At 54.5% G+C, this 12,899-nt stretch carries 14 protein-coding genes; 3 read left to right on the top strand and 11 right to left on the bottom strand.

Features of this window, described 5'->3' with window-relative positions; translation table 11 throughout:
- Window positions 1-42: 42 nt before the first annotated feature.
- The 4 genes from R70723_RS06845 to R70723_RS06830 all read right to left on the bottom strand — a co-directional run bounded on the left by R70723_RS06845 (window position 43) and on the right by R70723_RS06830 (window position 2,709).
- The gene (locus tag R70723_RS06845; RefSeq protein ID WP_039870835.1) at window positions 43-921 is read right to left on the bottom strand and encodes a MerR family transcriptional regulator; all 879 of its coding nucleotides are present in this window, start codon (window positions 919-921) and stop codon (window positions 43-45) included.
- Between the two features lie 46 nt (window positions 922-967).
- Complete coding sequence (locus R70723_RS06840) at window positions 968-1,351, bottom strand: phosphotransferase-like protein (RefSeq protein WP_083684199.1); 384 nt, start codon at window positions 1,349-1,351, stop codon at window positions 968-970.
- Window positions 1,352-1,386: 35 nt separating this feature from the next.
- The gene (locus R70723_RS06835) at window positions 1,387-2,142 is read right to left on the bottom strand and encodes a methyltransferase domain-containing protein (RefSeq protein ID WP_039870833.1); all 756 of its coding nucleotides are present in this window, start codon (window positions 2,140-2,142) and stop codon (window positions 1,387-1,389) included.
- A gap of 201 nt (window positions 2,143-2,343) precedes the next feature.
- Window positions 2,344-2,709 carry a zinc ribbon domain-containing protein gene (locus R70723_RS06830; RefSeq protein ID WP_052421205.1) on the bottom strand — a complete coding sequence of 122 codons (366 nt, stop codon included), beginning with the start codon at window positions 2,707-2,709 and terminating at the stop codon, window positions 2,344-2,346.
- Window positions 2,710-2,980: 271 nt separating this feature from the next.
- On the opposite strand from R70723_RS06830, the gene R70723_RS06825 reads away from it, so the two are divergent.
- A complete protein-coding gene (locus tag R70723_RS06825) occupies window positions 2,981-3,616 on the top strand; it encodes a CPBP family intramembrane glutamic endopeptidase (RefSeq protein WP_039878353.1) in 636 nt (211 codons plus the stop codon).
- A 21-nt stretch (window positions 3,617-3,637) separates the two neighbouring features.
- On the opposite strand, the gene R70723_RS06820 is transcribed toward R70723_RS06825, so the two are convergent.
- The gene (locus tag R70723_RS06820) at window positions 3,638-4,267 is read right to left on the bottom strand and encodes a YfbR-like 5'-deoxynucleotidase (protein WP_039870832.1); all 630 of its coding nucleotides are present in this window, start codon (window positions 4,265-4,267) and stop codon (window positions 3,638-3,640) included.
- A 339-nt stretch (window positions 4,268-4,606) separates the two neighbouring features.
- Between R70723_RS06820 and R70723_RS06815 the strand changes: the two genes are divergently transcribed.
- Window positions 4,607-4,825, top strand: coding sequence for a PspC domain-containing protein (locus R70723_RS06815; RefSeq protein WP_039870829.1), 219 nt, complete (start codon window positions 4,607-4,609; stop codon window positions 4,823-4,825).
- Between the two features lie 56 nt (window positions 4,826-4,881).
- Window positions 4,882-5,574 carry a PspA/IM30 family protein gene (locus tag R70723_RS06810; protein WP_039870827.1) on the top strand — a complete coding sequence of 231 codons (693 nt, stop codon included), beginning with the start codon at window positions 4,882-4,884 and terminating at the stop codon, window positions 5,572-5,574.
- Between the two features lie 690 nt (window positions 5,575-6,264).
- Here the strand turns inward: R70723_RS06810 and R70723_RS06805 are convergent.
- The 6 genes from R70723_RS06805 to R70723_RS06780 form a co-directional block, all read right to left on the bottom strand.
- Complete coding sequence (locus R70723_RS06805) at window positions 6,265-7,536, bottom strand: M20 metallopeptidase family protein (RefSeq protein WP_231574834.1); 1,272 nt, start codon at window positions 7,534-7,536, stop codon at window positions 6,265-6,267.
- Window positions 7,537-7,553: 17 nt separating this feature from the next.
- A complete protein-coding gene (locus R70723_RS06800; RefSeq protein WP_039870825.1) occupies window positions 7,554-8,891 on the bottom strand; it encodes an LLM class flavin-dependent oxidoreductase in 1,338 nt (445 codons plus the stop codon).
- Between the two features lie 96 nt (window positions 8,892-8,987).
- The gene (locus R70723_RS06795; RefSeq protein WP_039870824.1) at window positions 8,988-9,467 is read right to left on the bottom strand and encodes a DinB family protein; all 480 of its coding nucleotides are present in this window, start codon (window positions 9,465-9,467) and stop codon (window positions 8,988-8,990) included.
- A gap of 36 nt (window positions 9,468-9,503) precedes the next feature.
- Window positions 9,504-10,649 (bottom strand): N-methyl-L-tryptophan oxidase, encoded by a 1,146-nt coding sequence (gene solA / locus R70723_RS06790; protein ID WP_039870822.1) that lies wholly within the window; start codon window positions 10,647-10,649, stop codon window positions 9,504-9,506.
- Entirely contained in the window at window positions 10,646-11,821 is a 1,176-nt protein-coding gene (locus R70723_RS06785; protein ID WP_039870820.1) for an amidohydrolase, read from the bottom strand. The genes solA and R70723_RS06785 overlap by 4 nt, the downstream gene beginning before the upstream one ends.
- Window positions 11,822-11,879: 58 nt before the next feature.
- Window positions 11,880-12,896 carry an LLM class flavin-dependent oxidoreductase gene (locus R70723_RS06780; RefSeq protein ID WP_039870819.1) on the bottom strand — a complete coding sequence of 339 codons (1,017 nt, stop codon included), beginning with the start codon at window positions 12,894-12,896 and terminating at the stop codon, window positions 11,880-11,882.
- Between the last annotated feature and the right edge of the window lie 3 nt (window positions 12,897-12,899).

Raw genomic sequence — 12,899 nt, 5'->3', positions numbered from 1 at the left:
CATATCTTGCCCGCAGGTATCTTTTTTGTGTTCAATCCTTTTTTACTTACGCGTTACCCATTGCCAAAGCTCCATTCCGGGTGAAACCGGCACCTCCATATGCTCATCCGCATAAAGCTCAGCAGCCAAAGTATCCGTCATGGTATATTCCGATTCCGGCAGCCATTTGCTGTAAAGATGGTCATATGCACCCTCCAATGCAGAGTTGGTGAGTATTTCCTTGTCAACGGCCTGAAAGGCCACCCGTGCATACAATCCCGCAGGAAGGGTAAAGCTCCTCATCCCCCCCGGAATTTCACTCAAGCCCGTAACCTGCATACCCATCATGTAGGTTCCTGAGCTCATATCCGGTTCGCATTCACATACAAGTCCAAAGCATGTGGAAGGCACCGCCTGATGCGGTATCCTCTCGGTCACATCGTTACCATAGAAATTGCTGATCAGCTGCTCAATAATCCGCTGCTTTTCCTCATAATTGTTGTAGGGCACCTTTGCAGCACAGCCAATAATATAGAGCGGGTCCTTCATTTCAAATACATCCACTTTGTACGCTGTTGAAATTTCCATCGGCTTAAACAGCTCCTTTCCGTTGCTGATTCTTGTTTGGAGAGCGAGAAGTTCCTGCTCGATGACGGATAGGAGGCGTCCCTCCGATCGTACTGCTGTCAGACGCGCCTGAACGGACCCGGTCCACAACCCTGGCTCAGCATCCAAAAGCATCCGAATGTCCTCAAGGGAAAAGCGCAGCCTCCGAAGATATTGAATATGCTTCATCCGCTCACGCTGCCCGTCTTCATAGAAGGCATAACCGTTGTCCGGATCAATGCCCGCCGGCTCCAGAAGTCCGATGTCCCTGTAGTACCTTAGCGTTTTTTTGGATACCTGAAGCATTCCTGCAAACTGCCCGATTGTGTAACCCATTGTTCTCACCTCTGACTAAAGCTTAATGCGTTCCCCAAGGGCACAGTCAATAGCCGGTTGCTTGCATAGCCTGTATAATTCTTGCCACACAAGACTCCACACTCTCAGCAAAAGTATCCACCTCAACATCATACACTTCTTCCTTATGGACAAACGCCAGCTGCTCCAGTGCCTGCCCGATCCGCCGGTCTCCCCGTTCCCGTTCTCTGCGCGCAAGCTCTTCCGGCGGACAATGGACACCGACCCGCAGCACCGGATACCCGGCCAGGCTTTCCGCAAAATCTGCTCTGGTGAATTCATCATGAATCACATGATCCAGCACGAGATTAATCCCTTTATCCGCAAACACCGCAACCAACCGGTGATAGAAATACTCGGTAGCGACCGGTATCAGCCGGCTATTCTGCCGGTCCTCCATCTGCTCAATCACTAGATCGAAATCATCCACACTAAAATGAAATAATTCTAAATCTTCCTGGCAATTATATGTGTAAAAACAGCAATGTCCCTGTACGGGCTCTGCCTGCCGACCGCCAGCTCCAGCTGCACCATCCGGTTATGCCAGTCCTCATCCTGCTTCACTTCATTGTCGGTAATATATCCGTATAGGTTATGTATGCCAAAATGCCCTTTAAGCTCATAGCCTGCGCTGCTTAGCCACTCCGCCAGCTGCTCATAGGAATAAACCGTAATGTCCGTTTTAATAATTCCGCTGTACTCCTGACTGCTGCCGATGGCGGCCAGTGCGCTGTCCGGGTCCTTGTTCAGGATAGCCTTTTTCATCACCTTGGCTGCCGGATTATGGGCAATCAGCGACAGGTAACCGCCAGCCTGCTGGCAACCGGCAATCATCCCGAGAAACCGCTGCGGATCTTCCGTATATTCAAGAATATTGTGGCAAAAGCTCCACCCGAACGTCCCAAGCCCGCCGGCCGCCTGCTCAAACGAATCATTTATGTAGCGGACATCCGGCCCGTTCTTAGCTGCGATGGCAACCATCTCCGGCGTCGGCTCTACACCAGTCACTGTATGTCCTTGTCTGCTATACTCATTGCTTGAAATGCCAAAGCCGCTGCCGATGTCCAGGATAGACTGGGCTCCACCGGTCAGGAACGGGTCAATCTGGTCCCACGCTGTCAGGTAAAACAATCTCCCCCACGGCATCCGGCTGTAGTGCAAACAGGCTTCAATTGATGCTGAAAAGGCGGCTGTTGTGTTCACTCGCTTCATCCTCTGCTATCGTTATTGGCAACTCTGCTCTAAATTGCAAATTTCACCCACAGGAACAATATAATATAGAACCGGTTAACACCGATGCCTAATTGATCACCTTCAAGCATAGACCCGGCAGCTCCAAAAGAAACAGCCCAAGCCAGAGGCTTGAGCTGCTCATATTCATAAACCCTATGCTGTAATACAGTGTTACGGCTCCCGCGGAGCCTCAAACGTATGCCCGCAGTTCGGACAGAACCGAGTATCCGCCGGTACACTGCTGTTGCAGCCCTTGCATATTTTCACATCACCGAGCGCGGAGATCTGCTCCAGGTTGGCTTCAATTTCGGCTTTTAGCGCAAGAATACGGTTCATATTTACCGCATAAGCATCCGCCTGCAGCGCCGAGCCCTGGAGAGTAGCTTCAAACAGCAGTTTGCCCATGCTCTGGTACTGCTTGTCGATTTCACTCTGCTTGCCGCTGTTCTGCAATTTGAGACGGTTTACCTCTACGACAGTCTTGGCTTTGTTGCCCGCCTCGCTTACCCCTGCTTTGAACTTATCAAAAAAACTCATCTGACATCCCTCATTTCCTGATAATGTCGCTTTTCCGTAACAATCGTCAGGAAGCGCGCTTCCCTGCTATATTTATTCAGTAATACCCAATAATAGCCCTGACAACCCTACGCGCTACCGCTTACAAATGAATTGTAAAACTAATCTATTCTTCCTCTATCATAACGTATAAACACAAATTTTAATATTTTTATCATAGTACTGGACTGCTTGTAACAGATAAATTATAGTAGTCAGAGGAATAATTTGTAGAAGGGACGTGAGCCGGCTGATGCTAACTGCACTAATCACCGCTGTATTTATAGCGTTTTCATTCAAAATCGTTGAACGGCTCACCGGACTTTTCAGCAAGCGCCACATACGGTTTGCCGTTTATTATTGGGGTGCCCTGCTGATTGCCGCCAGTCTGTTCATCAAGGACAATTATGTCTATAGCCTGCCGTATAATTTCCTCGCCGTACTGCCGCTGTGTCTGATCATCCAGCTCACCAATGGACTGATAGCAAGACGCTCGGGCTATTCGCCCCAAGGCCGCTTCAATACCCTAAATTTTGTTATCACCTATCCTATACTTGAGGAGATTGCCTTCCGGGGACTGGCGCTGCCTGTGCTTGCCCGTCATGAAAGCTTTGGCGCCTTGTCCGGACTGGAGCTTGGCTATGGCCTGATACCGCAGCTGAGTCTGGCGGTGATTATTACGGCCGTTCTTTTCGCTGTCTCCCACCTGCAGTACTATAGGCTCAATGCCGAAAGCATCCGGTTCATGGTGTTTGCACTGAGCGGCGGACTGTTCTTCGGGCTTGTTGCCCAGGCGACAGAGTCCATTCTGTTAACTATTTTAATGCATATTTCGTTTAACGCTTCCGCGGCCCTGTACTCCTATAATAAGACAAAGCCGGCTAAATAAAAAAAGAGTACCGCTCATCACCTACAGAGCCAGTGCCTCTTCTGTAATTCTTCTGATATCCACCGGAGACAGCGTCTCCTCATTCACCATATCCGGCAGAATCTCTGCCAGGAAATACTCCACGCATTTCAGGTCAATGTTCTTGATCTTGATCAGCGCGTTACGGTACATAACCACAAACTCCTTCTCCGTGTTGCCCCGCTGCATTTCCGCAAACGCCTCATACACCTGGTCCATTTTATCCGCAACCTCAAGAATCAGGCCCTCGAGCGACTCATCCTTGCCTTCCCGCAGCTGCTGGACGAAGATGCTTTTGAACTCCTCCGGGATATGCTCCTCAATAAAGTTGTGGATCATCCCTTCCTCAACCTGCTGGATCAGCGACCGCAGCTGCAGCGAGGAATGTTTCACCGGCGTTTTGATGTCTCCGATAAAAATCTCACCGTAATCATGGCTGCTTGTAATCTCGTACAGCTTTTTCCAATCGATCACCGCACCGTTCTTCTCCTCGATATCGGCCAGCGTTTTGGCATATTGCACGACCTTCCAGGAATGGGCGGCTACACTATGCTCCTCAAATTTGAATTTCCCCGGACAACGGATAATCCGCTCCAGCTCATTTAATGAACGAAAATACTTATGAATCCCCACAGGCCAGTCCTCCTTATTCTTCATAGTCTTAATAGATAGCTATCTTATGTTAAAGATGGGGAGGTAGAGCTACCCACAGTATAGGCTAGAAATGTTAAGCGGGAGTATTGCCGGATGACTTCTTATGTTAAACAACGCTTAACGGATTAAAGAGTATCTTTTGCACGGCTGGCTCCGGCCCCGCCTTTCTGCGGACCTCATCCCCGACTTAAGTCTGGATTCAAAAACAGTCCCGGGGCTGTTTTGCGAAGCTGCAGATCGCCGTACAATTAACACATAGATAACGGATATTGAGAAGAGGCCTTCGGGTGTATCCATAACATGAGAGGAAGATTATTAATGAAAAAATTGTACCGTTCCACCACAGACAAAATGCTTACAGGCTTATGCGGAGGGCTGGCACGCCACTTTAATCTGGATACCACCCTCGTGAGGCTACTGGTTGCTGCTGCTGCATTCTTCAGCTTCGGCACTGTCCTTCTCCTCTACATTATCGCTAGCGTGATTGTTCCAAAAGAATCTTACACGAGCTTCACAGACAGCTTCGACCACTATTAATCGATAACAGGCATTGGGATTGAAAATAAAATGAACCTTCAAAAGGAGAAATGAACATGAACAGCATATTCAACCGGATTACAACCTTGACCAAGGCGGCCATTCACGAAGGACTTAACAAACTCGAAGACCCGGTTCTGCTGACCGGACAATATCTGCGGGACCTGGATGATAAAATCGGCAGCGCCGAAAGCAAGCAGCGTGAGCTTAAAGTAACAGCTAGCGTATTGGAGCGCCGCAAGGCGGAGTATCTGGTACAGGCGGACAGCAGCGAAGCAGCTGCAATCCAGGCAATGAGCGAAGGAAATGAGCCGGCAGCCAGAGTTGCTGTAGAGGCTAAGCTCCGTTATCTGGAAAGTGTGCAGGAAACCGAAGCCATTCTGGAAGAAACCCTGCAGGCACTGGCCGCGCTTGAGGTCAATCTGGAGAATGCCAAAGCAGAGCATGCCCGGCTGAAGGCCAAACGGGCAGAGCTGGCCGAACGTGCCCGCAAAGCATCCGAAGCAAGCAAACGCGCTGCACAGAACAGCGCAGCTTCCTACAGCGGAGCACCTGTACATGGTCACGTCATCAACGCCGGCGCTGCCTCCCGCGGCTTCGAGCGGATGGAAGACAAGATCAACGAATGGGAAGCACAGGCCGGGCAGGTTGCACAGCCTTCCGCTCCTGCCATCGATCCTGCACTGCAGGGTGCCGTGGAAGCCGAGCTGGCCCGTCTGCGCAGCAAGCAGTCGGATAGCGGGAAATAAGCTTGGTTAACCAAGCATTATATTTCAGGTAAATAAGCAGCGATCCCCGCGTTATCCGGGGACCGCTGCTTTGCGTTGCAGATAGATAGGCAACTGCCATATCGGTGAGCGTTACGATACTTACAAGAACAACAGCCCCCTGCTGTAACGGACACAGGGGGCGTTATTTTGCGATATTTCGGGATTTTTGCTGGCTAACGGACTTAGATGACGCTATCTGGTGTATTCGACTGCAATCATCAGCATTTCACCCCTGTTAAGGTCACTGGAGTCCGTTACGTTTCCGCGGTGCACGTAAATCCGGAAGTAACGTCTGCTCAGTCCGTTACACACACCACACCCTCAATTACTGTTTACTTTAATCACCCGAAGCGCTACTCTGCTTGTAACTCTCTACCCTTTTCCTTGTTCCTCCAACTCCCCACCTCTTCCCCGGCCCAATTACTCTACTTCTCCGCTTTCTTCATTTCTTCAGCCTTCTTCCTTTTTCTATCTCTCCACAGCTCCAAACTCTCTACTATTCTGCCCTCCCCACTTTCCCAGCCTTATGTTTGCACAAAACGTACATTGTCAGCACATTGACCAGCAATCCTCGTCCGCACCTTTTTATCTATCCATACACAATATCAAAAAGGAGACCCCCGCAGCCGCTACCCGGCTCCCGGAATCTCCTTTCCATTACACATTTCTTCAGCTGTGCTCCATCACTAGCCGCACCCATAACCGTACACCCTGCATCAGCATGTCTTCGTCAATGTTGAACTGAGGCTGATGGATCGCATGTATAATGCCCTCAGCTGCATTGCCGCAGCCGATAAAGGCAAATGCTCCCGGCACCCGGTCCAGATACCAGCCGAAATCCTCTCCGGCGAGGCTGGGCTGGTTCAGCAGTATAGCCTGCTCTTCACCGAGCACTCCGCACGCTGCATGAAGCATCCGCTCTACTGCCGCAGCGTCGTTAACGACGGCGATCCCCTCGCGCAGCTCCAGGCGGTAAGCACCGCCGTGAGCTGCGGCTGCCGCTGAAGCATGGCGGCGCAGCCCCTCGGTGATCTCGGCCACCGCTGTCTTCGAAAAGGCCCGGAACGTTCCGGTCAGCTCACTGTGTTCAGCGATTACATTAATCGCTGTGCCTGCTTTTAATGTACCGAAGGCCAGTACCGCCGCTTCCTGCGGATCAATCTGATTGGCCATCAGGCCGTTGATGCCGGCTATGAACTGCGCCGCCATCTGGATGGCATCTGCCGCCTTATGCGGGGCGCTGTGATGTCCGGCCGCGCCCCGGAACTCTACTTTGAAATGGCTGGAAGCCGCCATAGCATAATGCGGATGAATGCCTAGCGTTCCTGCCGGAAGCTCTGGCATCACATGCAGCGCATAAGCGTAGTCGATCCCCTCCAGAATGCCGGCTTCGATCATATCCCGTCCGCCGGAGAGCAGCCTGCCGTCCAGCGGACTTTTAACCGCGCCTTCCTCGGCAGGCTGAAAGACGAATATCACGGTGCCGGGCAGCTGTTCCCGGAAGGCAGCCAGCGTTCTGGCCGCCCCCAGGAGCATGGCGGTGTGGGCATCATGACCGCAGGCATGCATAATGCCGGGATACACTGATTTGTAGGGCAGCTCATTCTGCTCCTGTATCGGGAGTGCATCCATATCTGCCCGCAGCAGAATGACCGGTCCACTGCCCGCCTGCCCCTGCAGCGTACCCACGACACCCATCCCGAAATGCCTGCCGACATTCCGCTGCACGGAAATTCCCCATTCCTCCAGAAGTCCGGTGACCATTCCGGAGGTGCGGGTAACATCGTACAGCAGCTCCGGATGAGCATGAAGGTCACGGCGGATCGCCGTGACCTTCTCCTTTAATTCACCAGCATAGCTCATCATTTCGGCCCAATTAGATGCCTCAGGAATCACAGCGTTATCCGTAATTCTTCGATCACCAGCAATCCTGTTCACCACGGTCCCTTGGCCCCGGCTCAGATCTGTCCCGCCGGCTGCGAAGCCTTGGCGTAACGGTTCTCCGGCACCGGAATCCCCAGATTGCCGCGCAGGGTGTCGCTCTCATATTCTGTCCGGAACAGGCCGCGTTCCTGCAGAATCGGCACGACCCGGTCCACGAACTCCTCCAGACCGTTCGGAACAGCGGCAGCGATCATAAATCCGTCAGCGCCGCCGGATTCAAACCAGTGCTGGACCTGATCGGCTACCTGCTCCGGTGTGCCGATGAAGCTGCTGCGCGGCGTTGCCGACTGCAGAGCTACCTGACGCAGCGTCAGGCCGCGTTCCTTGGCATCCTTTTTGATTTTGTCCGTGCCGCTCTGGAAGCTGTTTCGTCCCAGGTCGCCGACATCCGGGAACGGCTCATCCAGCGGGTACTGCGAGAAGTCATGATGCTCGAAGAATCTGCCCAGATAGTTCAGCGCATTCTCGATCGTTACGAGAGCGGCAACCTCCTGGTATTTGCGCTCCGCTTCCTCAGGAGTATCACCGATAATCGGAGCAATGCCCGGGAAAATCAGCACTTCGTCCGGGTTGCGGCCGAACGAAGCGATCCGCGCCTTAACATCACTGTAGAACGCCTGCGCATCTTCCAGCGTTTCATGTCCGGTGAAGATTGCGTCCGCTTCCTTGGACGCATAGTTTTTGCCGACCTCGGATGAGCCTGCCTGGAATACCACCGGCTGGCCCTGCTTCGAGCGGGCGATGTTCAGCGGTCCCTTCACGGAGAAAAATTCACCCTGATGGTCCAGTGTATGCATTTTTTGCGGATCAAAGAAGATACCAGCTTCCTTATCTCGGACAAAAGCATCATCCTCCCAGGAATCCCACAATCCGCGTGTCACCTGCAGATATTCCTCGGCGATGCGGTAGCGTTTGCCGTGGTCCGGATGCTCCTTCTTGCTGTAGTTGGAGGCAGAGCCCTCCAGTGGAGAAGTCACCACATTCCAGCCGGCCCGGCCGCCGCTGATCACATCCAGCGAACCGAACTGGCGCGCCACCGTAAACGGCTCACTGTAGGAGGTGGACAACGTACCGACCAGACCGATATTGGTGCTGACACCAGCCAGCGCACTAAGCAGCGTCAGCGGCTCGAACCGGTTCAGGAAATGCGGAATGGACTTTTCGTTAATGTATAGGCCGTCTGCGATAAAGATCAGATCCAGCTTGCCTTCCTCCGCTTTTTTCACCCACTCTTTGTATAACTCAAAGTTCACGCTTGCGTCCGGCTTGGCATCCGGATGACGCCACATCGATGTGCTGCCGCCCACCCCGTGCAGCAGTGCCCCCAGCTTCAGTTGTTTTGGTTTGGCCATGTTCGTTCCTCCTCAAAGTTTTGTTAGCATCTGCTTAGTTTTGGTAGCATCCGCCTGATTGATATTTTCTTCGCAAAACTCACTTCGGAAGCACCCTCACTGCACCAATGCCGCAGCCGCCGCTCCCTGCTTAATCCGCTCAATTTGGGCCAGATGGTTCTGCACATGGGCGATGAAGCTGCGGACGATGTCGCTGATTCTGACCGTGTCGCCCTTGAAATTAATGCCGCTCAGCTCCCAGTCCTCAGCCGGCAGCCGGCTAAGCAACAAGCTGTTATAGTGCAGCAGACTGCGGAACAGCTCCAGATTATCTGCCGCGTTGCCGTCATTCGCATACTGGCCGCTGACCCACGCATCCTGATTGAAGGCCGGCAGCTGCGCCGTCGTGCCTGCAAGGATATCACGGATGCGGAAGGATACCACAATGCTGTGATCCGCCAGATGAGCGAGCACCTCAGTGACACTCCAGATACCTGGACCCGCCTTCCATTTCAGCTGCTCCTCCGTTAATCCGCCTGTAGCCTGCACCAGCTGCTGGTGTGTGTTCAAGTAATCTTTGAGTTGTGTGCTGCTCATGTGATCCCCTCCATGGTAAGTCCTGCCTGCGGATAGTCAGGCAGTAGCAAAACGTGATAAAGCAAAAGGACTGATATTATGACCGGTAGAACCACTGGTAGCCAGGTCCGCTAGAATCTCACCAACTACACTGGAAAATTTAAACCCGTGCCCCGAGAAGCCTCCGGCGATTAACACATTTGAATAAAGCGGATGGCGGTCGATGATGAAATCCTCATCCGGCGTATGCTCATATTTGCAGACAGAGCCTTTTAGTAGACGGCCGGCCGCGCCGGGCATATAAGCCTCCAACACACGGCGGAGATCGCCTTCATCGCTGTCCTCACTGCCGAACGGCCTGAGCGGCTCCCCAGGCTTCCATTCCTGCCCGGTATCATGCCGGCCGATCTTGAGGCCTGCTCCGCCAATGCCTGGAAAGCCGTAATAGCCGCCTTCCTCCGCCCCCAAGGTGAAGCCGGGAAAGCTTCCGGCAGCATAATCCGGGCTGCTCTCAAACCAGCCGACCACCTTGCGTACTGCCTTAATCGGCAGCTGCACAAACGGCGCCAGTCCGCTGAACCAGGCTCCGGCGCTAAGAATAGCGCTCGCCCCGTGAATATCGCCGCCGGCTGTATGAACAGTGACGCTGCCCTCGCGGGCCGTCACGTTCAGCACCGGCGTGTCTGTCAGCAGCTCCGCGCCGTGCGCCAGAGCCAGCTTGCGGTATGCGGATATACAGCGCTCGCTGTACAAGTATCCGGCCTCCGGCTCATACATCGCCGTAAAGGATTCCGGCAGCGTAAGCCCCGGCCAGCGCCGCCGGATTTCTGCGGCCTCCAGCAGCTCAGCCCGTACCCCGCGCTGCTGCGCTTCTGCCACTCGTCCGCCGAAGGAATACACCTTGCGGTCTGCAAGGTTAAGCACGCCCGAGCGGACCAGCAGCTCTGAGCCACTGAGCTGCTCCAATTCCTGCCACAGCGTATCCGCCCGCAGAGCCAGGCCGATATAGGCGGGGTCTCCGCTGTAAGCATGACGGATCAGCCGAGTATCCCCGTGATGGCTGCCCTCTGTGTGTGGCGGATTAAAAGCATCGACCAGCAGCACCTTTACTCCGCGCCGGGCCAGCTCATAGCCGGCACTCATGCCCATCGAGCCTGCGCCGACGACAATGACATCGTAAAACTTTGATTCTGCTATATTCATGCACCTCCGCCGGAGGCGTAGTACGCTATGGAACGCACAGCCGTCTCTGCAAGGAACCTTGCCGCCACCGGCAGCGCCTGCTCATCCAGATTAAACGCCGGATGATGCCATTCCCGGCTGCCGCTGGTGCCGACGAATACGAACAGTCCCGGCACCTCGCGCTGGTAGAAGGCAAAGTCCTCACCCGCCGGAGATGGCACCGGCTTCACAGCCTGATAACCAAGCGCTTCAGCGGCTTCAATCCCCAGCGCAGCCAGCGCCTCATCATTGATTACCGGAGGCGGTCCTTCAATCCAGCGGACCTTAGCCGTCGCACCAAGGGCAGCAGCTACTCCGGCCGCCACTTGCTCAAAGCGTTTCAGCACATTGGCACGCACCGCTTCATCAAAGTTACGGACCGTGCCTTCCAGCACGGCTTTCTCCGGGATTACATTCCATGAGTTGCCGCTGTGGAGCTGTGTTACGCTGACAACCGCGCTGTGCAGCGGGCTGACATTGCGGCTGACGACCGACTGCAGCGCAGTCACGATATGTGCCGCTGCTACAATCGGATCAATAGCCGCTTCAGGCACAGCCGCGTGTGAGCCGCTGCCCTTCACCTCAACAACGAACCCGTCTGCGGCGGCCATCAGCGGGCCGCCGGTAATGCCGATCGTGCCGACCGGCAGGTCGGGCTTGTTATGCAGCCCGATTACGGCGCGAACCTCCTGCAGCGCTCCGCTGGCAATCACCCGCTGCGCGCCCTGCGCTTTCTCCTCTGCGGGCTGGAACAGCAAACGTACCGTTCCAGGCAGCTGATCCTCCTGCTGCTTTAACAGATAAGCGGCGCCGAGCAGTGCCGCCGTATGAAAATCATGCCCGCAGGCATGCATTTTGCCGGGAAACAAGGATGCATACTCCGCACCCGTCTCCTCCTGAACCGGCAGGGCATCGATATCGGCCCGCAGGGCGATAACCGGACCGGGCTTGCCGCTTCCGATCTCTGCGATTACGCCGGTTGCCAGCCCGTAGTCCAGAATCCTGATCCCGGCCTGCGTAAGCTGAGAAGTAATATATTTGGTAGTCTCATATTCTTCATTGGACAGCTCCGGGTGCCGGTGCAGATGACGGCGGATTCCGGTTAATTGTTCTCCAAGCGCTTCCGCGCTCAGCTCTGCAGCTTTGCTTGTCATATACAGGCCCCTTTCTTATGCATTTTCCTTTACGCTTTTAAATCCCTCCGCTTTGATCCTAAGCCTCAGCAGGCACCTCAGCCAACGCCTCGCTCAGCAGCTCAAACGAGCGGAGCCGCTTTTCAAAAGGCTGGATATTTGTTGTCACGATAAACTCGTCGACACCCGATGCCTCCGACAGCGCCAGCAGCTGCCCGCGGACAGTTTCCTTCGTCCCTTTGGTAATCTCAGGCTCCCGCTCCTCGATGGTATAAGCTTCCTTAGCCTGGCGGGCGAATTCCTCCGCCTGCTCCCGGGTAGCCACCGTCAGCGTCTTGCCGCTCTCAAGCGTAATCCGGATCAGCTTGTGCGCGCCTGCCAGCTCCTTCGCCTCTTCCTCGGTGTCTGCAGCAATCAGCGAGAGGGCAATAATCGCCTGCGGCGCTCTGCCCTCCGCAGCTGCAAACCCGCTGCGGTAAGCACGGATCGCCTCCAGCGCCACAGCCTGATCGCCGTTAATGAACAGCGAGAACACGTATGGCAATCCCAGTTCAGCAGCTATCTCTGCACTGCTTACACTTGCACCGAGCACGTACAGCTCAGGTGCTGTAACAGGCAGCGGACCTGCCTTCAGCCCGGCCAGCGGATGGTCTTCCCCGAGCCTGTTATGTACATACTGCTCCAGCTCGACGATTTTGTCCGTCAGGGTTGCCGAATCCGTCTTTCCGTGCTGCAGCGCCTGTGTGCTGCGCGGCAGTCCGCCCGGAGCGCGTCCTACCCCAAGGTCCACCCGGCCCGGAGCCAGCGATGCCAGCACATTGAAATTCTCAGCCACCTTGTAAGGGCTGTAATGCTGCAGCATAATGCCGCCGGAGCCGATCCGGATCGATTCTGTTTTGGCGAGCAGATGCGAGATCAGCACCTCCGGGGAGGAGCCGGCTACCTGCTCGGAATCATGATGCTCGGAGACCCAGAAGCGGCGGAAGCCCAGTCTTTCAGACAGCTGTGCCAGCTTGACCGTATGGCGGAATGCTTCCTCCGCCGTTTCTCCCGGATAGATCGGGCTTTGATCCAGTACGCTGATGGTAATAGCCATGAT

This window comes from Paenibacillus sp. FSL R7-0273 (assembly GCF_000758625.1).
Classification (GTDB): domain Bacteria; phylum Bacillota; class Bacilli; order Paenibacillales; family Paenibacillaceae; genus Paenibacillus_AQ.
The sequence above is the reverse complement of the archived record's forward strand: the minus strand, read 5'-3'. Positions and strand labels throughout refer to the sequence as shown.

What these genes read in the sequence shown, in the direction of transcription:
- R70723_RS06785 (WP_039870820.1), bottom strand. Translation starts at nt 11,821, where the DNA reads ATGACAAGCAAAGCTGCAGAGCTGAGCGCGGAAGCGCTTGGAGAACAA.
- R70723_RS06780 (WP_039870819.1), bottom strand. Translation starts at nt 12,896, where the DNA reads ATGGCTATTACCATCAGCGTACTGGATCAAAGCCCGATCTATCCGGGA.
- R70723_RS06845 (WP_039870835.1), bottom strand. Translation starts at nt 921, where the DNA reads ATGGGTTACACAATCGGGCAGTTTGCAGGAATGCTTCAGGTATCCAAA.
- R70723_RS06815 (WP_039870829.1), top strand. Translation starts at nt 4,607, where the DNA reads ATGAAAAAATTGTACCGTTCCACCACAGACAAAATGCTTACAGGCTTA.
- solA (WP_039870822.1), bottom strand. Translation starts at nt 10,649, where the DNA reads ATGAATATAGCAGAATCAAAGTTTTACGATGTCATTGTCGTCGGCGCA.
- R70723_RS06800 (WP_039870825.1), bottom strand. Translation starts at nt 8,891, where the DNA reads ATGGCCAAACCAAAACAACTGAAGCTGGGGGCACTGCTGCACGGGGTG.
- R70723_RS06795 (WP_039870824.1), bottom strand. Translation starts at nt 9,467, where the DNA reads ATGAGCAGCACACAACTCAAAGATTACTTGAACACACACCAGCAGCTG.
- R70723_RS06830 (WP_052421205.1), bottom strand. Translation starts at nt 2,709, where the DNA reads ATGAGTTTTTTTGATAAGTTCAAAGCAGGGGTAAGCGAGGCGGGCAAC.
- R70723_RS06825 (WP_039878353.1), top strand. Translation starts at nt 2,981, where the DNA reads ATGCTAACTGCACTAATCACCGCTGTATTTATAGCGTTTTCATTCAAA.
- R70723_RS06810 (WP_039870827.1), top strand. Translation starts at nt 4,882, where the DNA reads ATGAACAGCATATTCAACCGGATTACAACCTTGACCAAGGCGGCCATT.